Below are 26,443 nucleotides of genomic sequence, written 5' to 3' on the forward strand. Positions count from 1 at the left end.
CTTCAGTCTTAAGAAACGACTTTAGTCGTAGACATTTTATGTCCAAATCCACCTGCTTTAGCAGGTGGTCGTTTAAGAAGGTGACCATTTATCTTAGAAGTCACTGAAGATTCGATGAAAGGAAGAAGTCGCATTTGTAAAGGCGATCGCGTACTCGTTCAACGACAAAAGAAAAAGCTTCTCACCAATTCAGTTAATTGATGAAAAGCTTATTTTCAATTCAGCATTATTTTTTAGATAAGTCTAAGAAAACTTTTTCTAAATGTGGTCAATTGTCTTTCGGATCTTTAACCCTTGATACATAAGCCTATGTTAGTTCAACGCAAGCATATCTCGCATATCCTCTTCAGCAGTAGTAATTAGTTTTAAATTAAATGCCTCCTGCAACACGTTCAGAACTCCTGGTGTAATCCACTCTGGTGGTTTCGGACCGATTCGAATGTCTTTGATTCCTAAACTGAATAAGCCAAGTAAGATCGCAACAGCTTTTTGTTCAAACCATGATAAGACAATGCTTACAGGTAACTCATTTACTTCACAATCAAATGCTTCAGCTAAAGCGAGTGCAATTTTTACTGTTGATACAGAGTTGTTACACTGCCCTAGATCAATATAACGAGGAATGCCTGTATCAGCTACCGTTCCAAAATCATAATCATTGAATCGAAACTTTCCACAGGATGTCGTTAAAATGACTGTATCGTTTGGTAGGGATGTTGCTAGTTCACGATAGTATTTTCCTCCAGGTCCTGGTGCGTCACATCCTGCGATAACGAAAAACCGTTGAATTTTTCCTGCTTTAACAGCATCGACAATTTCAGGAGCAATTCCGATTACGGTGTTATGGTGGAAGCCGGTTGTTAATACCTCTTCACTCTCCATATTTGCATCAGGTAAAGATAAAGCTTTCTCGATCAAAGGTGTAAAGTCGTCATTCAAGATTTTTTCTACGCCTTCTAGCCCTGCAATATCATACGAGAAGAATCGGTGTGAATAGCTTCCTTTAATTGGCATAACACAGTTAGTCGTTGCAAGAATGGCTCCAGGAAATTTCTCAAACAAGCGACGTTGATCGAACCATGCTTTCCCAATGTTTCCTTTTAAATGCGGATATTTCTTTAGTTCAGGGTATCCATGAGCTGGAAGCATTTCCGAGTGTGTATAAATATTAATTCCTTTCCCCTCTGTTTGCTTAAGCAATTCTTCTAATGCAAATAAATTGTGTCCTGTTACAATAATCGCTTTTCCTTCAACTTTGTTCTGGGAAACGGTGATTGGTTCCGGAACACCTAATCTACTTGTATGGGCTTGATCTAACAGTTCCATCACTTTGACTGCAGAACTTCCGACTTTCATCGCCATATCAATGTGTTCTTGCATATTAAAATTTGAGTTTGTTAACGTCATATACAATGCTTCATGTGTTGTAGCATCTACCTCTGGGTCAGAGAAGCCTAATTGTCTTGCGTGAGTTGCATAAGCGGCAATTCCTTTTAACGCAAAAACAAGTGTATCTTGCAAACTGGCAATATCTTCATTTTTTCCACAAACGCCTACGATGTTACAGCCCCCTGTTGGTGTTTGCTCACATTGATGACAAAACATGTACATCCCCTCCAAATTTGCAGTAAAATTTAATCCTTCTATAACATGTATTTTACATTCATCTTTACAGGGTTGCTGTGACATTGGTCACTATTCGGAAAACTTAACTAATTATTGTACTGACTTCTAATACACTTTTAACATGTTAAACCTATTAAAAGCACTCGAACAATAATATTCGAGCGCTTCATCATCTACTTATTTCTTCTTTTGTCTACCATGTGCTTCACATATTATCTACTTCTCAGAATCATTTTTGCTTCCAATACCGATTCTTCCGTTGGAGGTTCCACATCTTCTAATGCATAGTCTAAACCTAGCTCTTTCCATTTATAAACACCTAATTTGTGATAAGGCAACACTTCGACTCTTTCAACGTTGCCTAATCCATCAATAAATAGCCGTAAATTCCTTAAGTCTTCGACATCATCAGAAATGCCTGGGACTAATACATGTCTAACCCAAATTGGGATGTGTTTATTGGACAAAAATTTAGCAAACTTTAAAATGTGATCATTTTTCATTCCTGTCAATGCATGATGCTTTTTTGTATCAATATGCTTAATATCTAACAAAATTAAATCTGTCAATGATAATAGTTTATCTAGTTTTCTTAAAAATTCGGGATGCTCTTGGAAACAGCCACCAGATGAATCAATTGTCGTGTGGATCCCTAATTCCTTACATTTCGTAAATAGTTCGATAAGGAAATCGAGGTTAAGTAATGGTTCTCCCCCTGAAACAGTAATCCCCCCTCCACTACTCTCAAAGTAAGGCAAATAAGACTTCAGGTCATTAACGATTTCATCTACGGTAATATCTTTTCCTTCACCAATTTTCCACGTATCTGGATTATGACAGTATTGACAGCGTAGCAAGCATCCTTGCATGAAAACAATATATCGTAATCCTGGACCATCAACGGTTCCACAAGTTTCTATTGAATGAATTTTTCCAATCATCATTTATCCCTCATTTTCCTAGATAACCAAGGTGACGAAAAATGCCCCGCTAGTTACTATTATTTTTGTTGTTCTTAGCTGGGGGCAATTGAGTAATCTTACAGCGATTCGTGGAATGTACGATTAATGACGTCAATTTGTTGGTCACGTGTTAACTTTATGAAGTTAACAGCATAACCCGATACACGAATCGTTAATTGTGGGTACTCTTCTGGATGTTCCATCGCATCAATCAATGTATCACGGTTGAATACATTAATATTTAAGTGATGGCCCCCTTGTTTTGCATAACCATCTAGGATTCCCACTAGATTTGCTGTTTGATCTTGATCTTCTTTTCCTAATGCCTTTGGTACGATACTGAATGTATTTGATACACCATCAAGTGAATACTCATATGGAATTTTCGCAACTGATGTTAGTGATGCAAGAGCACCCTTTTGATCGCGTCCATGTAGCGGGTTTGCACCTGGTGCAAATGGCTCACCAGCTTTTCTTCCATCAGGTGTGTTTCCTGTTTTCTTACCGTATACAACATTACTTGTAATTGTTAAAACGGACATCGTCGGAATTGCATTGCGGTACGTTTTATGCTTTTTCAATTTATTCATAAACGTTTTCACTAATGAAACAGCAATGTCATCTACACGATCGTCATTGTTTCCATACTTTGGATAATCACCTTCAATTTCGTAATCAACAGCAATGCCTTGTTCGTCACGAATGACTTTTACTTTCGTATGTTTAATAGCACTTAAACTATCAGCCGTAACAGATAAACCAGCAATTCCACACGCCATTGTGCGAATCACTTCTTTGTCATGAAGAGCCATTTCAATCCGCTCATAACTATACTTATCGTGCATATAGTGGATGATGTTAAGCGTATTCATATATAACTCTGCCAACCAATCCATTACTTTATCAAAGTTAGCAACAACTTTATCGTAATCTAAATATTCATCTGTAATAGGCGATATTGCAGGCCCCACTTGCACTTTTAACTTTTCATCTATTCCACCATTAATAGCATACAATAGTGCTTTGGCTAAGTTCGCACGTGCCCCGAAAAACTGCATTTGTTTACCAATTTTCATCGCACTTACGCAACAAGCAATTCCATAATCATCTCCGTAACTTGCTCTCATGAGGTCATCATTTTCGTATTGAATCGAACTTGTTTTAATCGACATGTTTGAGCAATACTCTTTGAAGCCCTTAGGTAACTGGTTGGACCACAATACAGTTAAATTTGGTTCTGGTGCTGGCCCTAAGTTGTCTAACGTATGCAAGAATCTAAACGAGTTCTTCGTTACAAGCGGTCTGCCGTCTACACCAACACCACCAATTGATTCTGTCACCCACGTTGGGTCCCCACTGAATAACTCATTGTAATCAGGTGTTCTTGCAAATTTTACAAGACGTAGTTTCATCACGAAATGGTCAACAAGCTCTTGAGCTTCCACTTCTGTTAATGTACCTTCCTGTAAGTCACGCTCAATATAAATGTCTAGGAACGTAGAGACACGGCCTAAGCTCATCGCTGCTCCATTTTGCTCTTTGATCGCTGCTAAATAAGCAAAGTACAACCATTGGAACGCTTCTTTCGCCGTTGTTGCTGGTTGTGAGATATCAAAACCATAAGACGCTGCCATTTCCTTTAATTCCTTAAGTGCTTTAATTTGTTCAGCTATTTCTTCGCGGTCACGTATCACATCTTCAGACATGATCGAACCAGTTGTATTTAATTCATCTTGTTTTTGTTTAATTAAGAAATCTACTCCGTAAAGGGCTACTCTTCGGTAATCTCCAATAATTCTTCCTCGTCCGTAAGCGTCTGGAAGACCTGTAACAATTCCTGCCTTACGAGCCATCCTCATCTCTGGAGTGTAGGCATCAAACACGCCTTGGTTATGTGTTTTGCGATATTTCGTAAAAATCTCTTCTACTTCAGGGGATAATGTATATCCGTATGCATTGCACGAATCAGCAGCCATTCGAATACCACCAAATGGTTGCATCGATCTTTTAAAAGGTTCATCCGTTTGTAAACCGACAACTTGTTCTATTTCTTGATTTAAGTATCCTGGCCCATGAGATACAATCGTTGAAACGATCGATGTATCCATGTTTAACACGCCACCTTTTTCGCGTTCTTTTTTACTTAGATCCATGATTTGATCCCATAGCTCTCGTGATTGATCGGTTGCTTTTTCTAAGAACTCGTCATTTCCTTCATATAAAACGTAATTACGTTGAATAAAATCTCTTACATCTACATCCGTTTGCCATTTTCCTTGATTGAATGTTCTCCAGTGGTTCATTTACATTCACCCTCACTCTCTACATCTAAAGGTTAATTTTCACTAAAATCATGTGAATCCATTCACATGGTTAGTTGCATAACTATTAACGTAATCACATCTCTCACCTATACACCTAACCCAGTTGACTAGCTGATATAACTTTTATTACCTTACACATATAAGATTAATAGATATTCGAATAAAACAATGTGATTTTTATCACAAATACCACTTTCATTCGTGACAAATTATTGAATACGTAACGTGATGTTAAACAATGAGAAAAACATCTTCCCCGTCTATTTCAATTGGAAATGTTTTGACAAGTCCTCTATCAGGAGCTTGCACTTTTCCATCGACAAGTGAAATTTTCCAATCATGAATCGGACAATAAATAAATTCACCGCTTATTAGACCATCAGCCAATTTCCCCCCCTTTGGATGCGGACTTTTGTTTTCGATTGCTCGTACCTTTCCGTTTGATAGTCGAAACACAGCAATTTCTTCATGATCTATAACAAAAACTTGTCCAATCATACTTGGTAGTTGATTATAGTTACAAATATTGATTCGAGTTCCAGTAGAAATCATTTAGATTCCTCTCCCTTCTATTTTTATAATTTTAATAATTCACGTTTTGAATAATAAGCATTTCGGATTTGCTCTTCTTCTACTGCTTTTTGCCAAGGCTCTTCATAACGTGCAAGCGTTTGGTTTAATCTCTCATTTAACTCATTTCTTGTTTTTTCATTGGCTAAGACTTCCTTTACATGGTCTAATCCAACACGCTCAACCCATGTAGATGTTCTTTCTAAATATAGAGCTGTTTCACGGTAATATTGTAAATACGCTCCTGTAATTTCATAAACTTCTTCTTCTGTTTTCACTTTACATAATAAATCTCCAGCTCTTAGGTCTGTTCCGCCGTTCCCTGCTACGTAAATTTCCCAACCTCCATCTAGACCGACAATTCCCACATCTTTAATCCCTGCTTCTGCACAGTTTCGTGGACAAGCTGACACACCCATTTTTACTTTATGGGGAGTATCGAGTCGTTCAAAACGTTTCTCTAATTCAATTCCTAGACTCATAGAATCTTGAGTACCAAAGCGGCAGAATTGAGCTCCAACACATGTTTTTACTGTCCGTAGCGTTTTTCCGTATGCATAACCAGAAGGCATACCTAAGTCTTCCCAAACAGCTGGCAGTTGTTCTTTTTCTAATCCATATAAACCAATACGCTGTCCGCCCGTTATTTTTAGTAATTGAACATCATACTTCTCTGCAATATCCGCTAATTTGCGTAAATCTTTTGCTGTTGTGACTCCACCGTACATTCTCGGAATGACAGAATACGTACCGTCTTTTTGAATGTTTGCATGCATTTTTTCATTTACTAAACGTGAATCTCTTTCATCCGCATAGTCAGGATAAATCATCCCTAAGAAATAATTAAGAGCAGGTCTGCATTTTGAACAACCTTCTTCATTTTTCCAATGCAATACATTCATGACTTCTTTGATCGTTGTTAATCCTTTTTCGCGGATTTCTTCCACTACTTCATCACGGCTTAATGTTGTACATCCACATACGGTCTTTTTCTCGGCTGTTTGTGCAAATTCATCTCCAAGAGTGTAGGCAATAATGTCTTGAATTACAGGTTTGCATCTTCCACATGAACGCCCCGCATTCGTGCATCCTCCGACTTGTTCTACCGTTGTGACCCCTTCCTCTTGGATTGCGTTAACAATCGTTTCTTTACTAATCCCATTACACCCACAAACAACCTCATCATTTGGCATACTAGCCACATCATTTGTGTCAGAAGCTTCTTGAGAATGAAGAAATGAAATAGAAGTAAAGTCTGACACATCTTGTTTCTCATTCAGCATTTTAAACAATCGGTTGCTATCTTTTGTGTCACCGTACAAAACAATCCCTACAATATGATCATCACGAACTAATACTTTTTTATAGATTCCTTCATATTCATTGTGAACAACAATTGCTTTTGATGTATTATCATCGTAAATTTCCCCAGCTGAGAAAAGGTCAATCCCTGAAACTTTTAATTGCGTTCCAGTGATGGAGCCTTCATAGCCTTTATCTTTCTGATTGCAAAGTACTTGTGCCAACACTTTTCCTTGCTCATAGAGCGGAGCAACTAGACCGTAAACAATCTCTCTATGTTCTGCACATTCACCAACTGCATATACATGCGGAATGTTTGTTTCCATAAAGTCATTTACGACAATTCCTCTGTTTACATAGATTCCGCTTTCTTTTGCAAGACTAACATTTGGTTTGATCCCTGCAGCCATTACAACTAAATCTGCTTCAGTCTCTGTACCGTCTTTGAAGCGGATGCCTTCAACTCGATCTGAACCAGTAAGTTCGACCGTTGCTTTTTCCATTAGGAAGTTCATTCCTTGTTCTTCCAATTCTCTCTTCAACATTGATGATGCAACCGCATCAAGTTGTCGTTCCATTAAATGTTCCATTAAATGTACAATATCTACTTTCATTCCTAAATGAATTAATCCTTTTGCCGCTTCTAAACCTAACAATCCTCCACCAATGACGACGGCTTTTTTGTATTGCTTTGCTGTTTGAATCATATCCTCACAATCTTTAATATCGCGAAAACCTATGACACCTTCTTTATCTGCACCAGGTACCGGCAAGACAAATGGCAACGATCCTGTTGCTAGAATCAATTCATCGTAAGCTACTTCACGCCCTCTATCTGAGATAACAAGTTTTTTATTGGTGTCTATTCCAGTTACTGTCTCACCTGTAAAGAGTTGAATGAGATTCGCCGCGTACCAATTCAGATCATTAATTATTGTTTCTTCAAATGTCGTGTTTCCTTGTAGCACATTTGATAACTGAATACGATTGTAGTTAGGATGAGGCTCATTTCCGAAGATTGTGATCTCGTATAAATCACGGTTAAGTTTTAAAATCTCTTCTATGACACGAACACCTGCCATCCCATTTCCTATCATAACTAACTTTCTCTTTGCCATTATTTATCCCTCCAAGTTGTTCAGTAGTTCACATGCTTTTTCTACTGATCATTCTAGGACAATATTTCCACCATTTATGTGAGAAAGGTCACACTTTCAAAAATAATGTTCAATTTTTCACAAGGTGTCGATTTCTGTTTTAAACAATTCTTCAATATTTAATATTTATTTTTTTCAACCTGTCTCCCCCTGATTGTTTCCTATTATATATAAAACATAAAACAAGCTTTTACGCTTTGCAAAACATTCGCGAATGTGACATTCATCACTTTCATGTGGATAGTAACTTTGTATGATTTGAGTATGATAAAAAGATGTATTTCAAATATATTAATCCATTATTGGGGGAAATCGACATGGGAAGAATAAAAGAATGGAATCCAGAGAACACAGAATTCTGGGAAAGAGAAGGGAAAAGGCACGCCAAAAGAAATCTATGGATCTCAGTTCCAACACTAATGCTCGCCTTTATCGTTTGGCAAATTTGGTCGGTTGTAGCAGTTAGGTTGAATGACATTGGTTTTGCCTTTACTGATGAACAATTATTTACGTTAGCGGCTATTCCAGGACTTGTTGGTGCGTCACTACGTTTTGTGTACACATTTGCTGTCGGAAAATTCGGTGGTAGAAACTGGGTCGTATTCTCAACAGGGGTACTATTAATCCCTACGCTAGGTATTGGTTTTGCAGTTCAAAATCCTGATACACCTTACTGGGTTATGTTGCTGCTAGCAGCATTGTGTGGACTTGGTGGAGGAAACTTCTCTTCTGCTTTAGCAAACATCAGTTTCTTTTTCCCGAAAAAAGAAAAAGGAACTGCGCTTGGTATTAATGGTGGTTTAGGAAATATGGGGGTTTCTGTTGTTCAATTCGTGACACCACTTATCATTGCAGTGAGTACATTTGCTTTCATTGGTGGAGAAGGTCAAGTGTTAGCAAATGGCCAGGAAATTTGGTTACAAAATGCGGCATTCATTTGGGTCATACCAATTGCTGTGATGACAATTGTTGCGTATTTCGGAATGGATAACTTACCAACTGCTCAGCAGTCAGTGAAAGACCAATTTGTTATTGTAAAGCGGAAGCATACGTGGATCATGACTATTTTATATGTAGCTACATTCGGTTCATTTATTGGATACGGAGCAGCATTTCCATTATTATTACGCTCACAATTCCCAGATTACGTTGCATTAGCCTTTCTAGGTGCCTTTTTAGCAGCAGCATTCCGACCTGTTGGCGGATGGGTTTCTGATAAATTTGGTGGTGCAAGAGTAACAGCTTACGTACTTGTTGCTATGACACTTGGAGCCCTTTCTGTTATTTACTTTATCGGCCAACAAAACTTTGCTGGGTTCTTAGTATCGTTCCTATTATTATTTATTGCTGCAGGAATGGGTTCTGGGTCAACATTCCAAATGATCCCGATCATCTTCCCGGTTAAAGAAGCAGCTCCTGTTTTAGGATTTACAGCAGCCTTTGCTGCATATGGATCATTCTTTATTCCGCAGTTATTTGGTTGGTCTGTATCAACAACGGGCACACCGATTTCAGCATTGTATTACTTCATTGCATTTTATGTGATCTCTATTGGGCTTAATTGGTATTACTACCAAAGGAAAAATGCAGAAATTCGTTGTGATGATTACAGCAAAAAAGCTGCATAAAAAAATAGTAAAAGCAATGCCTCCTCACTCACGAGAGCATTGCTTTTTTATTATCAATTAACTCTGTACGTTAATATGTCGTTCCATATAATCCCAATTTTGAGGGAACGGCAATCGAGTTTCCCAGAAGGTTGCTCCAAGTAACCCATAAAAATCAATCAGTTTGTATTTTTCTTCATAGCTACGAATATCTTCAAACCATACAATATGCCCTTCTGTCCCTATCCAATATAAAAAATTTGGTGACATTGCTGTCGGATCAAAATTAATCACAGCACCTGAATTAATAGCTAGGTTTTGGGCATCATTCAGCGACCATCCTCTTGTTACATTTGTTCCTAGAATCCAGTCATATCCATACATCGGCAAGGCAATTTGCAGTTTGTTTCGATCGATTTCTGTTAAAGAATAACGAATCACTTCTTCTACCCACCAAAGTGGACTTACCGGATCAGGGGGACCACCTGGATAACCATAATCCATTGTCATAACAGCGACAATATCAGCAGCATCAGCAATCCCCCGATAATCATGGCCTCCGATAATTGGATTGGTTGGGATATCAACCGTTTTCGCATGAACATTTACATGTAAAACCAAATCCCCTAATGCAGTTTTTAATTCAGTTAGAAAGATAACAAAATCATTTCGCCTTGGTGGTGGGATAAATTCAAAATCAATACTAACCCCTCCATAGCCCCTTTGCTCAACGAAGTTCATTAGACTCCGAATTAGGTTTCCGCGGAAGGTTGGATTTTCAAGTACTGTCCCGACTAACTCTGCACTAAACACTCCTGCAGCGGTAATGTTTCGAATCATTAACAATGGAACAACATTTAATTGCCGAGCTCTTTCAGGAATTTGATCATCAGGAAGATCAACATACGCCCATCCTTCTTCCGTAAAAGAATAAGAAACAACGGCTAAATACGTTAATTGATTCGCAAACTGTTCAAATACTGGGAGGAAATAAGGAATAGAATACGGGACGAAAAATCCCAATGTTGTCATGTTCATTTTTAAAGGTGTTGGCACAGTAATTCTTTGACCAATTTGAAGAAAATAAACGTTTATTTGCGGATTCACTGCTAAAATCGCTTCGACCGTTGTTTGATACCTTCTAGCTATTGACCAAAGCGTATCCCCAGCACTTATTTCATAAAAGCGATTGGTCAGCATATTAGCAGGAATATATAGTGCTAAACCAGGAACAAGTAAAGGTGATTCTAACCCATTGATTTCCATTAAGGTTGGTATGGGAACGTTATAAAGTTGTGAAATTCTCCACAATGAATCGCCGGACTGTACAACATGAATAGCCATTTTCTCACACCCCTTTTTTTCACATTTTATGGGGGATCTTCAGGCATATTCCTAGAAAATAATCGATTCAGCTATGCTTACAAGTACGACATTTTCAACAAAAAAGAACCTAATCAAATTGATGATTAGGTCAGTAAAAATTATATTTTCTTGAATGCCAATGTTACATTATGGCCACCAAACCCTAATGAATTCGAGAACACAACGTTGACTTCTTTTTCTTTCGCTACGTTCGGAACATAGTCTAAATCAAGTTCTTCATCAGGCGTTTCATAATTGATCGTCGGTGGAATAATCCCGTCTCTCATTGATAACAATGAAAAGATCGCTTCAATTGCACCAGCAGCCCCTAGTAAGTGTCCAGTCATTGATTTTGTTGAACTAATGGAAAGCTTATACGCATGCTCCCCAAAGACTTCCTTAATTGCTGCTGTTTCATATAGGTCATTATAATAAGTACTTGTCCCATGAGCGTTAATGTAATCTACTTCTTCTGGAGAAATTCCACTATCAGATAGTGCTAATTTCATTGCTCGTTGACCACCTTCTCCTTCAGGTGCCGGAGTGGTAATGTGATGAGCATCACCAGTTGCTCCGTAACCGACGATCTCTCCATAAATCGTCGCCCCACGCGCTTGCGCATGTTCTAATTCTTCTAAAATAAGAACACCTGAACCTTCTGCAATCACAAAGCCGTCGCGATTTTTATCAAACGGACGACTTGCTGTCTTGTGATCTGGATTTGTAGATAAGGCCGTCATATTAGCAAATCCAGCAATCGTCATATCTGTAATTGCGGCTTCTGTTCCACCTGTAATCATCGCGTCAGCCTGACCATTTTGAATGACACGAAATGCATCACCAATGGAATTAGCGCCTGAAGCACAGGCTGTTACTGAACAATTATTGATTCCTTTTGCTCCTGTCTCAATTGACACCCTCCCTGATGCCATATCAGGAATCAGCATTGGGATAATAAAAGGACTCACCCGTTTTGGTCCTTTATCTAAAAAGCGTTTATGTTGCTCTTCAAACGCATCCAATCCACCAATTCCAGAGCCGATCCATACACCCACACGCTCTTCTTCAATGTTATCGCCAATTTGTAATCCTGCGTCCTTTACAGCCATCTTACTTGCTGCAATCGCAAATTGCGTGAAACGAGCCATTCTTCGTGCTTCTTTGCCATCCATAAATTCAGATGGAACAAACTCTTTTACCTCACCAGCCACTTTCACGTTAAACTGGTCTGAATCTACTCTAGTCATCGGTCCAATACCAGAGACACCTTGTTTTACATTGTTCCATGTTGTGACAACATCATTTCCTAACGGTGTCACTGCTCCAATTCCCGTAACAACCACGCGTCTTTTCATATGCTTACTCCCCTTTTTACCGTATTATCTTCCCCATTTTAAACAGAACGAACCCCAAGTTAAACCTCCACCAAAACCAACCATGACAATAACATCATCATCATGAATATTGCCATTTTTCACTTCTGAATATAGCGCCAATGGAATAGACGCCGCAGATGTATTTCCATGTTCTCTAACAGTGGTTGAGACTCGTCCTTTCTCAAGTCCTAGCCGTTCTCTTGCCGCTTCAATAATTCTCATATTGGCTTGGTGCGGTATTAGAAAATTCACATCTTCTTTCGTTAATCCAGCCTTTTCTACTACGTTCAAACTAGATTCAGGCATTTGCCTTACTGCAAACTTAAATACTTCTCTCCCATTCATTGCAACATAGTTCGATTCTTTTTCTACCAATAAATGCTCCGAACCACTTCCATCAGCACCTAAATCAACTGCCAGAATACCTCTTTGTTCTGAAACGGTACTTAACACAACAGCTCCAGCACCATCACCAAATAACACACACGTATCTCGATCTGACCAATCAACAATTTTAGAGAATTTCTCACTACCGATAACCAAAACATTGTTGTATGTACCACTCTGAACAAACTGTTGACCTGTCACGACTCCATAAACAAATCCTGAACAAGCCGCACTAATGTCCATAGCCGCTGCATTTTGAATTTCTAGTGCACCTTGAACTAAACAAGCAACAGATGGAAACGAATAATCCGGAGTTGCCGTCGCTACTAAGATTAAGTCGATTTCTTCAGCTTCAATTTCAGCATCTTTTATCGCCTCTTTTGCAGCCATAATTGCCATATGAGACGTATCAATATCATCACATGCAATTCTACGTTCCTCAATTCCAGTCCTTGTTCGTATCCATTCATCAGTTGTATCTACACGTTTTTCTAAGTCACGATTTGTTACAATATTATCTGGAACATACGCACCAATTCCGATGATACCAACACGCTTCATTTCATCACCCTAACTTCAATTATGACTAGGTCATAATATCTCCTATTAACTATATTACAGCATGTCCTCCTATTTTTGAAGGACATGATGCGATTTTTTCAATGTATTTTTTGGTTACATAAGAAAGGTTGCCTCAAATCAGTTTCTACCCCCTATGCCCAATCCCTTATCATGTAAAAAAATCATTCAATATTCTCCGTTTAGTATACAATTGAAAAGGATGTATACTGCTTTGTTTCTTCTAGTTCGTATAACTCAACATCTGTAACTTTAGAAAACATAGGACCCTTTTTCACCGCTTGAATGAATGCTGACATGTCTTCTCTAGAGCCCTCTGCATCGATCTTAACCGATCCATTTTCTAAATTCCGAACTGTCCCTTTAATGTTGTGCTTCAAAGCTTCTTGCTGAGTAAAATAACGAAACCCAACTCCTTGAACTCTTCCATGAACGATTGCCTGATAATGTACTATCATCAAATTTCCTCCTTCACTGTTTCTACAATCAAAGTACCTAGTTTCACAAAAAATGAAAAGCAAAGGGCTGTACCGATAAAAGTCGAGTTTTGATCTTTTGGTACACCCCTGAAAAAGTGAATGCAGTGGCTACATTTTAACTTGTTCATACCTAGCTAAGTGATTTTTATAGAGTTAAGAATTCTGTAAAACCTAAAATAAATAACACCCAGATCCCAATCATCATATGAGAGATAGACACTCCCACAAGAGAGCGTTGACGCGCAAACATCCATCCCCAGTACAGACCAGGTAGAAAAGCCGTCAGGGCAAACCAAATATTTATATGCGAATGTGCCATCGCAAACAATAGATTTGATAACAATATCGATATTAAAACTTTTCTTTTTGTAGGTGGAAGAAACTTGTACAAAGCCGATTGCAATCCTGCTCTTGCAATAAACTCTTGGACAACGGAAAACAATATATATACTGCTACAGAAAATGCGAACACGGAATACGAAAATCCGATGTCTTCAAACGTTGCTTTTATGTTAAACAAAGGAATGTGAGAAAACGCAGGTATAAATGTAATTAACCCCCACTTTAAAATCAAGAAAAAGAATAAAACAGGCAGTGTCAAAAGTATCGCTTCTTTACTATGCTGCTTCCAATTTTTCATCGTTACACCAAATGATTTAAACGAATAGCCACTTTTTTTCATAATCATTACCATAACTAATGCAAAAATGATTATGATACTAATATCAACATAGGTGGACACACCTGTTGCTTCAACAAATATGGTAAGTGAAATTAATAACAACGTATAAACTGACACCACTGTCAATAAATTGGTCGTTAATACACCCAATGCTTTATGTGACTTCTTTTCCTTAGTTTCATTATCGATCATTTGTTCATTTTTTTGATCTAATTCGGTTGAAAGCTGAGAAACGACTTTACTTAATAAGCGTATTTGAAGATCTTTATATCGATCTGCCGCAAAGAGCAGCCCTACATTGATTTTTATAACTGACGTCGACTCTTGGGATATGACCGTTTCAGGTTGTTGACCAACCTCATCATAGAGAGAGCACTCTCCAAAAACGTCTCCTTCTTTATAAGTAGAAACAAGGTTGTTTCTTCCTTTATACAATTTAACCATTCCATTTTTTATCATATACAAAAACGAGTTCGGTTCTCCTTCTTTTACGATGTATTCACCTTTTTTAAAATGTACAAGCTCGGAAAACTTACTAAGCATTTTCATCTCATGTACGGTGAAATCGGCAGTCAGATGATTGTTTTTCATCTCAGAGGATAAATCTAGGTTTGTGTTAATCATCTGAATCTTCTCCTAGTATAGTAATTTCATAGTAACTATTATACTGTAGTAGAGATATAGAATGAAGGTAAGAGAATGTGTTAATTTTTAGTAGTTACTAGTTTCATACTAAGATAATGTTTATTTTCACCCCTCTATTTTTAATATTTTTAATGTGGTTGTTGTGTTATCAGTACACAAAAAAGGAGATACAAAAAGCACCTCCTTTTAACCGTTTCTTGACATCAAATCCACATTACTTCATCCAGTTCTAATCCGTTTGCGTCTCGATGGTCCTTCCTGCTGCTTTTCTGCAAACTCATTTCGTTCTCCACCGTCTGATAATTCTTCTGCAAACTCATGTTCATATTCTTGTTCTTGCAATAGATGCTCTACCGGTTCATCACAAACACCTCTTCGTTCCTTCACGAGTTCCACCTCTTCATTTATTTAGATTTTGCTGCGCCATTCGAATCATTTCTTTTACCATACTCCCGCCGATTTTGCCACCGACTTCACCTGCTTGTTTAGAAGTAAGGTGACCGTTGTAGCCTTTTTTGAATGGCACATGTAAGTCTTTTGCTACCTCATATTTTACATTCTCAGGATTTGAAGCTTTGAATCCCTCTTTTGCCATTACTTGTCCTTTGAATTGATTAACCGCTTGTTCTGCTTCAGGTACAAGTAATCGTCTTCTTCTCGCCATTTGGATCATCTCCATTTCTACTCTTATCATTCCCTCTTTTGTTAAAAGCTTTCATAGAAGTAATTACCTTTGTTAATTGCTACTTAACAATAAAATAATAAGGAAGCAAAGGAGGGATTGATATGGATAAGAAAGACAAGTTAAACAACGAAAACACGTATAGAGCTGGCAATTATGCTTCAACAGATAACCATATCCCAAAAAGTGTTCGTGACGAATTCTTTAGTGATGATATGAAAACGTCTCGTAAAAAGAATAAATAACGAAGGGGCTGTCCCAAAAGGTGTAATTTCGACCTTGGGACAGCCCGAAGCAATGAGCGGAATCGCTACATTTTTTAAGCCTTAAGAGGAGAGGGGTGCTCCTCTAAAAGGCGCGTGGCGAACGGAGCCATTGCCACCTCTCTCTGCTTTCGAAACACCTCTCTTATTAATGAATGTTTTTCCCGTAAAAGATCTCATCCATCTCGGTTGTCAGCTTTGCCGTGATTTCTTCCGCTTCTCCTGGGTGAAGATTTACCTTTGTTGTACCGAACAAATAATTATCCAAATCAAATTCCTTTAGCTTACATTTCGTGTGAAAAATATTTTCTTGGTAAATATTCACATCGATCATGTCATACAATTTTTTCACTTCATCCGGTATGTAGTTTTGGATGGAATTAATTTCGTGATCAATAAATAACTTTTGTCCTTGAATATCCCGTGTGAAGCCACGAACACGATAATCCATTGTCATAATGTCCGTTTCAAACGAGTGAATCAAATAGTTAAGAGCTTTTAGCGGAGAGATTTCTCCACATGTAGAAACATCGATGTCTGCCCTAAACGTACTTATCCCCTCTACTGGATGATACTCAGGATACGTATGAACGGTGATGTGACTTTTATCTAAAGACAATACAACTGATTCTGGCAATGGCCCTGGTGATTCATCATAAGATTCGGTTGGTACTTCCACTACCGGTCCCTCTGATACTAGTAACGTAACACTCGCTCCTTGTGGAACAAAATCTTGCTTAGCGACATTTAACACATGCGCACCGATAATCTCTGTTACGTTTTCAAGAATTTTCGTAAGACGATCCGCATTGTATTGCTCATCAATATACTCTATATACGCTTCACGCTCAGCCTTCGTTTTCGTATAACATACATCATACATATTAAAACTTAATGACTTGGTTAAGTTATTAAATTCATGCAACGTCACTCGTTGTTCTGGTGTTATTTTCATGAATAAGGTCCCCCTTATCTCCCATTATCTTGTCAGTCCCGGTCTTATATTTTTTATGTTACCCATCTTTACTAATCTAAATCAGTAATCCTCACATTGCATAATAGATGTTAATAATTGACTGACGTTCGAAGTTACTAAGTGGAGATACTGTAAAATATAAGAAAGATAAATGAATGGAGTGTCATCATGAGAGCCGTAACATATCAAGGTCCAAATCACGTGGAAGTGACAAACGTAGAGGACGCTAAAATTGAGAAACAAGACGATATCATTGTAAAAATAACGAGCACAGCCATTTGTGGCTCTGATTTACATTTGTACCAAGGCAACTTTCCTGTACCAAAAGGATATAGCATCGGTCATGAGCCCATGGGAATTGTTGAAGAAGTCGGCCCTGATGTAACGAAAGTAAAAAAAGGGGATCGAGTCGTTGTTCCTTTTAACGTAGCCTGCGGTCATTGTATTTATTGTGAACATGATTTAACGAGTCAATGTGACAATTCCAATCCGCACTATGACTCAGGTGGGTATTTTGGCTATACAGAAAAATTCGGAAATCACCCAGGTGGACAGGCTGAATATTTAAAAGTCCCATTCGGCAACTTTACTCCTTTTGTCATACCAGAATCATGTGAGGTTGAAGATGAATCTCTCCTCTTTTTATCGGATGTACTACCGACTGCGTATTGGAGTGTCGAACATGCGGGCGTAAAAGAAGGAGATACTGTTATTGTGCTAGGATCCGGACCAGTTGGTCTAATGACGCAAAAATATGCATGGAAAAAAAGCGCTAAGCGTGTGATTGCTGTTGACTATTTAGATTATCGCCTTAATCACGCGAAAAAAACAAACAATGTTGAGACATTTGACTTTACCGAATTTTCTGACATGGGTGAACATTTAAAAGAAATCACTTCAGGCGGCGCCGATGTTGTCATTGACTGTGTAGGAATGGACGGGAAGAAATCTCCACTGGAGTTTATCGAACAGAAATTAAAGCTTCAAGGTGGAACACTCGGTCCTGTTCAAATTGCAACAAAAGCTGTCAGAAAAGCTGGAACGGTTCAATTAACCGGCGTGTATGGCAGCCATTATAATAACTTTCCATTAGGTCCATTCTTCTCACGAAACATTACGATAAAAATGGGACAAGCTCCTGTCATCCCAATTATGCCGACATTATATGACCAAATTGTCAATAATGAATACGACCCTAGAGAAATTATTACACATGTAGCTAACCTTGATGATGCGAATGAAGCGTACAAAATGTTTAATAATCATGACGATGATTGTATTAAGGTTGTTCTTAAACCATAATCCATTCGTTAATGAGCATTCGAAAAAGTACAGGGATAAGCTTTCGAATGCTCTATTTTTTGTTACTTTCTCTGTATCCGGATTTTCTTCTGTTTCCACTGTAACCTTTTCTAAAATCCCATCCTCACTCTTCTGCCACTATCCAAGTTAAAACCCTGTTTTAACCCACTTATAGCTTCCATCAACTCTATTACATACAGTTCCCTCAAAAAAATTCAATTTTTTTCAAAATCCATAGTGTCACATTTACCCATAGATGAATATCTTGGTTTTAGAAAAGGAGGAGAAAATCAATGCACAATCAGCAAATGAATCAAATGCAACAAGGTCAACCAGTTCAGCACGGAATGATGCCACAGCAACCACATATGGCGATGGATCCTACTATGCAACAACAACACATGGGATTAAGTCCTGATCATCTTCAACAATTACATGATTTATGTCAAAGGTATCATCATCACTTAATGCAATTTGAAACACAAGACGGTCAAGTTCATGATGGAATTATCGATGGAATCGACCGTAACGGTGTGAACATGCTTATGCCAGCCGGTGATACGGACCGCGATGACGAAACAGACCTTCGTTATGGGGGGTATGGAGGATTTCCTGGATATGGGTATGGCTATGGTTTCCCTAGAAGATTCCGTCGTTTCAGACGTCATCATTTTCCATTCCATTTCTTAAGAAGGTTCTTCTTCCCTTATTTTTATTAAATCCACTGAGAGGATGACTTTGTTATTCTTTGTTATTCTTTTTTATTTTTGTCATCCTCTCCTCTTTATTGCATGCTATTTAAGCTCCCTCAATGAGTTGAAGGTGAAACACACCTACATTATTTTCCTCATACAAATTGGTAAATGACGTAGAATAGTTCTGGATGGTACCCTTGAATTCTACCTCTTGTGCGGGAACCCTCACATCAAAATTCATTTTATAGAGCAATGTAGTGATTTTGTGATATTCCTCTCCACTTCTCACTTTAAAATCAAATGTAATTTTCGTTAAAGATTTCCCTTCACTTGATTCTATCTGCTCAGACTTAAAACTGATTACAGGGATTGATACATCATTTAAATAGACTTCCGTTACCACCTTATCCTCACCTCATTTACTCTATTTTGTTTCATTATATGCTTACAATTGGATAAATTGTCTCTTTCCTGTCATTCTAAATCTAAAAACTTCTTAATTTCATCTTTTTTCTCTTCGAACACACGCTTTCCTAATGCAATTAATTCATCAACAAATGTAATATCATCAAAAGGAATTTCATCTCCTAAATCCCTATTTAAACGAAAATATTGCCTTCCTAAAAGAATTTGACAATGATAGGAAATCGATTCAGACGAAAGGTCAAGAGCTAAGTCAAGTAACTTAGGTTGAACTTTCATTGTCATTAAACGAAAAGGCAACCACTTTTTAATTCCCCAATATTTATCTGGTTCAATGTTGTATTCAATGTCCTGTAACCCTGTACCAAGTGATAAAATCTTCAAGTCGCCTACATTCAACTTAAAATAATCGAGTGCCTCTGTAATACAAACCAATGATGGATTATTGGCCCATAACCCTCCATCAACAGATAAATATTTATTTTTAATGTTGTTTGGTGGAAAATATACAGGTGCTGAACAAGATGAGAGCACAGCATCCCATAATTTTATTGAGAGATCATCGCTGCCAGGATGACCATAATTTGACCTGTATACATATGGTTTTCCATGAGTCACATCGACCGCTGGAATTAAAAGCGGTTTCTCTATATCTGATAACGTTAGATCACCGAACATCCCCTTAAAATATTGGCGCAAATCCTTATCACTATAAACACTTTTAAATATCCCAATTTTCGCCTGGCGCTTAAAAACCTTCTTTCCAAATTGCTTATAGCTGTCTAATACATCAGACATTCTTTTTTCTAAAATAACCGATGTAGCAATAATTGAACCTGTGCTCGTTCCTGCTATGAGATCAAATAAATTCGTAATAGGCTGATTGTATTCTTCTTCGAGTGCTTGTAAGATTGCTACTTCAAACACTCCGCGAATTCCACCACCGTCAAGGCATAAAATCTTCAAGATCCTCACCTTCATGCTTAGTTTTACTCATAGCATTTACCTACTAATGAAGCAGTATAACAACAATTCCATATCATTACATTTTATAAGTCAGTATAGAACTTCTTACTTAAGAGAATTTTATTATTGAGTAAATGAAGGAGTTGAACCAAATGGAGTCAAATAAACCAGTAGAATTTGATCGCTACACAGCGGCAGATTTAAGCCCTGACTTATTAGAGAGAATCGTATCGTTAGAAGACGAAATTAGAAGCACCACCGATAAGGATGTTGTCCTAATTGCATACGAAGAAAGTCAGCATAATGCAACTTAGGATGGAAAAAGGTATCCAACAGGGTAAAATCACCTTGGTGGATACCTTTTTTATTAGAAACTATATCCTGCTCGTAACGCATTCGGAGTTAAAATTTCTCCACCTAATGCAAGCGAAGCTTCATTCGCCCAAAACGGACTGCGAAGCATTCCTCTACCAACGGCAACAAGATCTGCTTTTCCTTCACGGACAGCCTCATCACTAAACTGAGCATCTTCCATTCTTCCAACAGCAATTACTGGTACATCTAACGCTTGTTTCACTGCTTTAGCAAGGTCGACTTGATATCCTTGGCCAGAGTATTCAGGTCCATTGTTGCTTTCCCCACCTGAAGAAATATGGAAAATATCCACACCTTCTTCTTTATACTTCTGTGCTAACTCAATCGCATAATTCACATCGTAGCCTTCTTCGGTGTACTCTTTTGCTGAAATTCGCATAATTAAAGGCATCGATTCTGGCATCACGCGACGCGCAGCTTTTATGATTTCACGTCCGAATAAACTTTTATCTTGCCCGTATTTGTCCTCTCGTTTATTCGTTAACGGAGATTGGAACTGATGAATTAAGTACCCATGTGCTCCATGAATTTCAATTGTATCCACACCAGCCGCTACTGCACGCTGAAACGCTTGTTCAAACTTACCTACCATCTCTTCTACTTCTTCTGTTGTTAATTCTCGAGGCGCTTTGTAATCCTCTGAAAAAGCAACTGATGTTGAAGAAACAGGAACTTCTGCATCCTCTGCTTTTCGACCAGCGTGTGCAATTTGAATGCCTACTTTCGCACCGTAGCTTTGGCAAGACTTTACGATCCGTTCAAATGCCGGAATATGATCATCGGACCAGATTCCTAAATCAAAATCAGAAATTCTTCCATCTGGCTCCACATCTGTCATCTCCATAATAATTAACCCTGTCCCGCCAATCGCTCGACTTGTATAATGTGTGAAATGCCAATCGTTTGGCTTCCCATCTTTTGCCGTAACGGAGTACTGACACATTGGCGGCATAACAATTCTATTTTTCAGCTGTAATCCCTTATATTCAAATGAATCTACCAAAGTTGGCATAATTAATTAGTCTTCCTTTCTAATACTTTCTTGATACAGCAAACTGCTGTACTTCTGGAGGAGTTGCAAACCAATCTCCTGCTCTAGCGCCGAAATTTTTAAAATGTTCCGTTTGATTATGGAACCGGACGGCAGCTTCATCTCTCCACTCTTCGACCATCACAAATTTCGTTTTTTCTTCCGTATCTTCATACAGATGATATGTGATATTTCCTTCTTCTGCTTTTGAGTTCGTAATTAAGTCCTGAACGTGATCAAGAAAGAGCTCTCTTTTTTCAGGCAACACATGAAGATAAGCATGAATAACAACCATAGCGTTCCCTCCAACTACATGTTTTTTATTTATGTATCCAGTGCTAAAAAATAACAAAGGCAACATCTTCACTATAGTCATTTACGAAATCAATAGCAAAAAATCTGCTTATTTGAAATGGAAATATTTAGAACAATTGAACAATCTGTTAAAATATAACTAGCAATCTATTACCCAATTAAGGAGTGAGCTATTTGATCCAATTCCCTAAGCCTGATGTCGAACAATTTTTTCGTACATATGCGATTTCTACGTTTGCTGTAAACAAGGATGAAGGCAAACTCATTTTCAGCAGCAATTTAAACGGAAAGAATAACCTTTGGAGTATTGACTTTCCAAACCAGTTTCCTTCTCTATTTGCTCAAGTGGACCAACAGTGCAACTTTATTAAAATAGATCCGGAGAATCGTTTCGTTCTAGCTGGCTTTGACGATGACGGTGATGAAAACTATCATATTTACGCCCTTCCTGCAGAAGGCGGAAAACCGCAGCCACTTATTACAGGTGACAAGACCGATAAATTCTTTTTTGCTGATCAATCAAAAGACGGAAACATCCTCTATTACATTACGAGTAAAGACAATTCTCAGTTTTTAAACATTCACCGTTATGACCTGACGTCAAAAGAAGATACGATTCTGTATAAGGGTGTCGAATCACCGACATACCTTTATGCTGTTGCGAAGGATGAAGCAAGCTTTGTCACAGCACGAATTTTTGCTAACACGTACCAAGTAGCCTACCTTCATATAGACGGGCAAGAAGTGCTTCTTACCCCTTCAAAAGAAGAGGTACACACTGTATCTAGCCCTGTATATGTCGATGAATCAACTATTTACTTTGTAACTAATTATGGAGAAGAGTTTTCCTATATTGCTTCATTTGATATTGCCAGCCGGACGTTCACACCACAATTAAAACTAGAACAAGAAAATGTCGAGTTCATTAAATGGAATGAGAAACAAAAGAAGTTATACTTTGCAACAGAAAAAGGCGTAACGGACCATCTTTATTCATTTGAGCTAGGTGCTAAAACTCCGGAACGTATTGAATGCCCAACGGACGTAATTGAAGAGCTTGTTGTCAGTGAACAAGGCAACCTTTATCTTCGCGGCAGAAGCTCAACCGTTCCAAGCAATATTTATGTACAAATAGCAGATCAACCATTTGAACAGATAACAAAAAATAACGTCCTCGGTGTCTCCGAAGAACAAATGGTCGAACCTGACGTCATCACATATAAATCGTTTGATGGGATGAACATCGAAGCCTTACTCTTTAAAGCAAAATCAGAACTTTCAAATGGCTATACGATCTTCTGGCCACATGGCGGACCTCAATCTGCGGAAAGAAAATGGTTTAGAGCGATGTTTCAATGCTTTTTAAATCGCGGCTATACGATTTTTGCACCGAACTTCCGCGGGAGTACTGGCTACGGTGCTTCTTTTACAAAGCTTGTTGAAGGAGACTGGGGTGAAGGCCCTTGCCTTGACTGCGTACACGGAATTGAGTGGTTATTCGAACAAGGAATTACGAATAAAGAAAAGCTATTTGTCGTCGGAGGAAGTTACGGAGGATATATGAGCTTGCTACTTGCCGGTAGACACCCTGAATACTTCCGAGCAACAGTTGATATTTTTGGAGTAAGCAATCTCTTCACATTCCTTAATTCCGTTCCAGAACATTGGAAACCAATTATGAAACGCTGGTTAGGAGATCCAATTGAAGACAAAAAGCGCTTAGAAAAAGATTCACCCATTACGTACTTAGCCAACATGGTTAAACCGATGCTTGTTATTCAAGGGGCGAACGATCCACGAGTCGTAAAAGAAGAATCTGATCAAATTGTTGATGCTCTAAAAGCAAATGGAGTTGATGTGGAATACCTTGTGTTAGATGACGAAGGGCACGGATTCTCGAAAAAAGAAAATGAAATAAAAGTTTATGAGAAGATGCTTGAGTTTTTGGAGAAGCATCAGTAACGGTTAATAGAGGCACTTCGGTAGTGCCTCTATTTTTTGTTGTGTCACGGCCGATGATGAGTTTTAAAAAATTAAACAAACGTTTGATTAATCATGTCGAACTTTGAGTTTGGCTGAGTTTTCTTCATGAATGTTGCGTTACTTTGGTCTTTATTTCACCTTTAAAAAGTGAGATGTCGAAATTTAAACAAACGTTTAATTAATACTTGTCTACAAAAGTCGAGATAAGGGGTATTGCTTTGAAAATAGTAAAATAGCTCATTATTGTTAATAAGTTACCACCATTTTTTTTAAGCTCGGATAAAAAGAATATTTTTTCCTTTCCTGGGCAAGCGCATAAAGCAACATTTCCTTACGATTCTCGACGTTTCCTTCCATCTAACTAGACAAAAACCCCCTCGCATAGAAAGGCTTCTATAGCGAGGGGGCGTCATTATTATTGATTTCCTTTTTTAATCCACTCAGCAACTTGAACCGTACGCTTCGCTTGGTACTTCGCTGCTTCTTCTACATTTTCTTGCATCTTTCCATCTTGACTTACTGTTACACTTGTTCCGTACGGGTTCCCGCCTGAAGCAAATAGTAACGGATCTGTGTAGCCAGGTGATGCAACGATCGCACCCCAGTGGTACATTGTTGTATAAAGGGATAGAATCGTTGCTTCCTGCCCACCATGTGCATTACTTGCTGAAGACATCGCACTAACCGCTTTGTTAGCAAGTTTTCCTTCAAACCATAATCCACCAGTTGTATCAATGAATTGCTTCATTTGAGCTGCCATGTTACCAAAACGTGTCGGAACACTGAAAATAATCGCATCTGCCCACTCTAGATCATCTAATGTTACTTCTGGTACGTCTTTTGTTTCTTCGACATGTGCTTTCCAGGCTGGGTTTGATTCAATCGCTGCTTCAGGAGCAAGTTCAGGTACTTTCAGAACTTTCACTTCTGCACCTGCCGCGTTCCCACCTTCTTCTGCCCACTTTGCTAATTGATAGTTTGTACCTGTAGAACTGTAATAAATAACTGCTAATTTGACGTTTGACATATTGATCGTCTCCTCTTCTTTTTTATTAGTTTGACCAAATAACTTCTTAATAAATCTCATAGCCTCTCACACTCCTTTTTATATGTACTTACATAGGAAGACCAACACCCCCCTTAAACTAGTTCTAGTTTACATAAAACGAGTTCATAAAATATGAATTCGAGATATCCTTTGTAGAAATTCCCTTCTGATGTAGAAGGGCTATTTATTGTGGACGTTCTAGTTCAAACGTCTCTCCTAGTTTGGAATAAGCATTCCCAGCTAATCGGCTGACTGGTTGTAATTTTGAAGTATCAATTCTCCCATTCGCATACAAGTCTTCTCGAATGTGGTAAAGAACAACACGTCCAATTAATAATTCACAAGAAGGACTCTCAACTGTTCCACCAAGAGATATCGCTTTTTCAAGTACACATTCCATCCGAATCCTTGCTTCCTTTATACCCGGTACACCTATTTTTAAACTATCAACTGGAGTTAAACCCGAATCGGCAACTTCACTTTTATCTGAAGGCAGGCTTTTCGCTGTCATGTTTATTTTTTCAATATAGGATTCATCAGAAATATGAACAACGAATTCATTACGCTCAATCGCATTTCTCGATGTATCTTTCATTTTTCCATCTTTCCGACCGACAGAAACAGAAATTAACGGCGGATTTGACGAGACGACATTAAAATAACTAAATGGTGCAGCGTTTAAAACGCCCTCCTTTGATAGAGTTGTCACGAATGCTACCGGTCTTGGAATAATGCTTCCCGTTAAAAACTTATAATTCTCCCGTTCAGCTAGCTGGTTTGGATCAATTGATTTCATTATGTTACCCTCCTGCCTAGCTCTATCATACTATTAATTAATTTAATCTTAATTCGAGATAAATAAGTAAAAAAATTAAAGCTCTTGTGCATAAAAGCCTAATTTTTTTAATTGATCAATCATTAGTTCTTTCTCTTCCGCTTTAAGCCCTCCAAAGATTTCTTCAATAGCTTCTTTATGCTTCGGAAAGATTTCTTTCATTAACTGAGAGCCTTCCTCTGTAATTGTCGCATACGTGACACGACGATCTTTTGGGCATGGCTGTCTTTTTATATACTTTTTCTTCTCAAGCTTATCAACTACATACGTAATGCTGCTACTTGCTAGCAATACTTTTTGACCAATCTTTTGAATTGGTTGATCACCTTTGTTGTAAAGAAGTTCAAGAACACCAAATTCAGTTGGATTTAAACCATAACCCTTTATATCTTCTTCGACTCGTTTTGTAATGGCTTGAATCGCACGAGTCATAACAACAAATAATTTTAAAGAAATATCCTCTTCATACTTATCCATAAATATCAGTTC

At 38.1% G+C, this 26,443-nt stretch carries 26 protein-coding genes; 6 read left to right on the forward strand and 20 right to left on the reverse strand.

Annotation, left to right across the window (positions count from 1 at the left end; translation table 11 throughout):
- Positions 1–312: 312 nt before the first annotated feature.
- The 5 genes from hcp to nirB all read right to left on the reverse strand — a co-directional run bounded on the left by hcp (position 313) and on the right by nirB (position 7,902).
- Complete coding sequence (gene hcp / locus SAY88_RS15210) at positions 313–1,605, reverse strand: hydroxylamine reductase (protein WP_332632731.1); 1,293 nt, start codon at positions 1,603–1,605, stop codon at positions 313–315.
- Between the two features lie 233 nt (positions 1,606–1,838).
- Positions 1,839–2,570, reverse strand: coding sequence for a pyruvate formate-lyase-activating protein (gene pflA / locus SAY88_RS15215; RefSeq protein ID WP_332632732.1), 732 nt, complete (start codon positions 2,568–2,570; stop codon positions 1,839–1,841).
- Between the two features lie 95 nt (positions 2,571–2,665).
- Positions 2,666–4,891 (reverse strand): formate C-acetyltransferase, encoded by a 2,226-nt coding sequence (gene pflB / locus SAY88_RS15220; RefSeq protein WP_332632734.1) that lies wholly within the window; start codon positions 4,889–4,891, stop codon positions 2,666–2,668.
- A gap of 252 nt (positions 4,892–5,143) precedes the next feature.
- On the reverse strand, positions 5,144–5,464 hold the full coding sequence (nirD, locus tag SAY88_RS15225; RefSeq protein ID WP_332632736.1) for a nitrite reductase small subunit NirD: 321 nt from the start codon (positions 5,462–5,464) through the stop codon (positions 5,144–5,146).
- 23 nt (positions 5,465–5,487) lie between these two features.
- Positions 5,488–7,902 carry a nitrite reductase large subunit NirB gene (gene nirB, locus SAY88_RS15230; protein ID WP_332632738.1) on the reverse strand — a complete coding sequence of 805 codons (2,415 nt, stop codon included), beginning with the start codon at positions 7,900–7,902 and terminating at the stop codon, positions 5,488–5,490.
- A 356-nt stretch (positions 7,903–8,258) separates the two neighbouring features.
- On the opposite strand from nirB, the gene SAY88_RS15235 reads away from it, so the two are divergent.
- Positions 8,259–9,569 (forward strand): NarK family nitrate/nitrite MFS transporter, encoded by a 1,311-nt coding sequence (locus SAY88_RS15235; protein WP_332632740.1) that lies wholly within the window; start codon positions 8,259–8,261, stop codon positions 9,567–9,569.
- Positions 9,570–9,626: 57 nt separating this feature from the next.
- Here the strand turns inward: SAY88_RS15235 and SAY88_RS15240 are convergent, their stop codons facing one another.
- From SAY88_RS15240 to SAY88_RS15270, 7 genes are all read right to left on the reverse strand, one after another.
- Positions 9,627–10,892 (reverse strand): LysM peptidoglycan-binding domain-containing protein, encoded by a 1,266-nt coding sequence (locus tag SAY88_RS15240; RefSeq protein WP_332632742.1) that lies wholly within the window; start codon positions 10,890–10,892, stop codon positions 9,627–9,629.
- A 140-nt stretch (positions 10,893–11,032) separates the two neighbouring features.
- Positions 11,033–12,268, reverse strand: a complete 1,236-nt coding sequence (fabF, locus tag SAY88_RS15245) for a beta-ketoacyl-ACP synthase II (RefSeq protein WP_332632744.1) — start codon at positions 12,266–12,268, stop codon at positions 11,033–11,035.
- A 24-nt stretch (positions 12,269–12,292) separates the two neighbouring features.
- Complete coding sequence (locus SAY88_RS15250; RefSeq protein ID WP_332632746.1) at positions 12,293–13,237, reverse strand: beta-ketoacyl-ACP synthase III; 945 nt, start codon at positions 13,235–13,237, stop codon at positions 12,293–12,295.
- Positions 13,238–13,437: 200 nt separating this feature from the next.
- Complete coding sequence (locus SAY88_RS15255; RefSeq protein WP_332632850.1) at positions 13,438–13,710, reverse strand: acylphosphatase; 273 nt, start codon at positions 13,708–13,710, stop codon at positions 13,438–13,440.
- A gap of 169 nt (positions 13,711–13,879) precedes the next feature.
- A complete protein-coding gene (locus tag SAY88_RS15260) occupies positions 13,880–15,040 on the reverse strand; it encodes a cyclic nucleotide-binding domain-containing protein (protein WP_332632747.1) in 1,161 nt (386 codons plus the stop codon).
- A gap of 240 nt (positions 15,041–15,280) precedes the next feature.
- Positions 15,281–15,448, reverse strand: coding sequence for a hypothetical protein (locus SAY88_RS15265; RefSeq protein ID WP_332632749.1), 168 nt, complete (start codon positions 15,446–15,448; stop codon positions 15,281–15,283).
- A gap of 13 nt (positions 15,449–15,461) precedes the next feature.
- A complete protein-coding gene (locus SAY88_RS15270) occupies positions 15,462–15,725 on the reverse strand; it encodes an alpha/beta-type small acid-soluble spore protein (protein WP_332632751.1) in 264 nt (87 codons plus the stop codon).
- Positions 15,726–15,847: 122 nt separating this feature from the next.
- Between SAY88_RS15270 and SAY88_RS15275 the strand changes: the two genes are divergently transcribed.
- Positions 15,848–15,988 carry a hypothetical protein gene (locus SAY88_RS15275; RefSeq protein ID WP_250095033.1) on the forward strand — a complete coding sequence of 47 codons (141 nt, stop codon included), beginning with the start codon at positions 15,848–15,850 and terminating at the stop codon, positions 15,986–15,988.
- Between the two features lie 166 nt (positions 15,989–16,154).
- Here SAY88_RS15275 and speD read toward each other — a convergent pair whose 3' ends face one another.
- Positions 16,155–16,961, reverse strand: coding sequence for an adenosylmethionine decarboxylase (gene speD / locus SAY88_RS15280; protein WP_332632753.1), 807 nt, complete (start codon positions 16,959–16,961; stop codon positions 16,155–16,157).
- Between the two features lie 189 nt (positions 16,962–17,150).
- On the opposite strand from speD, the gene SAY88_RS15285 reads away from it, so the two are divergent.
- Complete coding sequence (locus tag SAY88_RS15285; RefSeq protein WP_332632755.1) at positions 17,151–18,284, forward strand: zinc-dependent alcohol dehydrogenase; 1,134 nt, start codon at positions 17,151–17,153, stop codon at positions 18,282–18,284.
- 293 nt (positions 18,285–18,577) lie between these two features.
- On the forward strand, positions 18,578–19,003 hold the full coding sequence (locus SAY88_RS15290; RefSeq protein ID WP_332632758.1) for a hypothetical protein: 426 nt from the start codon (positions 18,578–18,580) through the stop codon (positions 19,001–19,003).
- A gap of 79 nt (positions 19,004–19,082) precedes the next feature.
- Here SAY88_RS15290 and SAY88_RS15295 read toward each other — a convergent pair whose 3' ends face one another.
- Together SAY88_RS15295 and SAY88_RS15300 are read right to left on the reverse strand one after the other, a co-directional pair.
- Positions 19,083–19,382 (reverse strand): DUF3219 family protein, encoded by a 300-nt coding sequence (locus tag SAY88_RS15295; protein WP_332632760.1) that lies wholly within the window; start codon positions 19,380–19,382, stop codon positions 19,083–19,085.
- A gap of 71 nt (positions 19,383–19,453) precedes the next feature.
- Positions 19,454–20,368 carry a CBASS cGAMP-activated phospholipase gene (locus SAY88_RS15300; RefSeq protein ID WP_332632762.1) on the reverse strand — a complete coding sequence of 305 codons (915 nt, stop codon included), beginning with the start codon at positions 20,366–20,368 and terminating at the stop codon, positions 19,454–19,456.
- Between the two features lie 152 nt (positions 20,369–20,520).
- Between SAY88_RS15300 and SAY88_RS15305 the strand changes: the two genes are divergently transcribed.
- Complete coding sequence (locus SAY88_RS15305) at positions 20,521–20,682, forward strand: hypothetical protein (RefSeq protein WP_332632764.1); 162 nt, start codon at positions 20,521–20,523, stop codon at positions 20,680–20,682.
- A gap of 53 nt (positions 20,683–20,735) precedes the next feature.
- On the opposite strand, the gene SAY88_RS15310 is transcribed toward SAY88_RS15305, so the two are convergent.
- Both SAY88_RS15310 and SAY88_RS15315 read right to left on the reverse strand, forming a co-directional pair.
- Positions 20,736–21,755, reverse strand: coding sequence for an NADH:flavin oxidoreductase/NADH oxidase (locus SAY88_RS15310; protein WP_332632766.1), 1,020 nt, complete (start codon positions 21,753–21,755; stop codon positions 20,736–20,738).
- A gap of 19 nt (positions 21,756–21,774) precedes the next feature.
- Entirely contained in the window at positions 21,775–22,068 is a 294-nt protein-coding gene (locus SAY88_RS15315; RefSeq protein WP_332632768.1) for a putative quinol monooxygenase, read from the reverse strand.
- 194 nt (positions 22,069–22,262) lie between these two features.
- Between SAY88_RS15315 and SAY88_RS15320 the strand changes: the two genes are divergently transcribed.
- The gene (locus SAY88_RS15320; RefSeq protein ID WP_332632770.1) at positions 22,263–24,050 is read left to right on the forward strand and encodes a S9 family peptidase; all 1,788 of its coding nucleotides are present in this window, start codon (positions 22,263–22,265) and stop codon (positions 24,048–24,050) included.
- Between the two features lie 436 nt (positions 24,051–24,486).
- Here SAY88_RS15320 and wrbA read toward each other — a convergent pair whose 3' ends face one another.
- The 3 genes from wrbA to SAY88_RS15335 all read right to left on the reverse strand — a co-directional run bounded on the left by wrbA (position 24,487) and on the right by SAY88_RS15335 (position 26,431).
- The gene (gene wrbA, locus SAY88_RS15325; protein ID WP_332632772.1) at positions 24,487–25,158 is read right to left on the reverse strand and encodes an NAD(P)H:quinone oxidoreductase; all 672 of its coding nucleotides are present in this window, start codon (positions 25,156–25,158) and stop codon (positions 24,487–24,489) included.
- A 145-nt stretch (positions 25,159–25,303) separates the two neighbouring features.
- Positions 25,304–25,915, reverse strand: coding sequence for a flavin reductase family protein (locus SAY88_RS15330; RefSeq protein WP_332632774.1), 612 nt, complete (start codon positions 25,913–25,915; stop codon positions 25,304–25,306).
- 75 nt (positions 25,916–25,990) lie between these two features.
- Positions 25,991–26,431, reverse strand: a complete 441-nt coding sequence (locus SAY88_RS15335) for a MarR family winged helix-turn-helix transcriptional regulator (RefSeq protein ID WP_332632775.1) — start codon at positions 26,429–26,431, stop codon at positions 25,991–25,993.
- Between the last annotated feature and the right edge of the window lie 12 nt (positions 26,432–26,443).

This window comes from Halalkalibacter flavus (genome assembly GCF_036663575.1).
GTDB classification, from domain to species: domain Bacteria; phylum Bacillota; class Bacilli; order Bacillales; family Bacillaceae_D; genus Halalkalibacter; species Halalkalibacter flavus.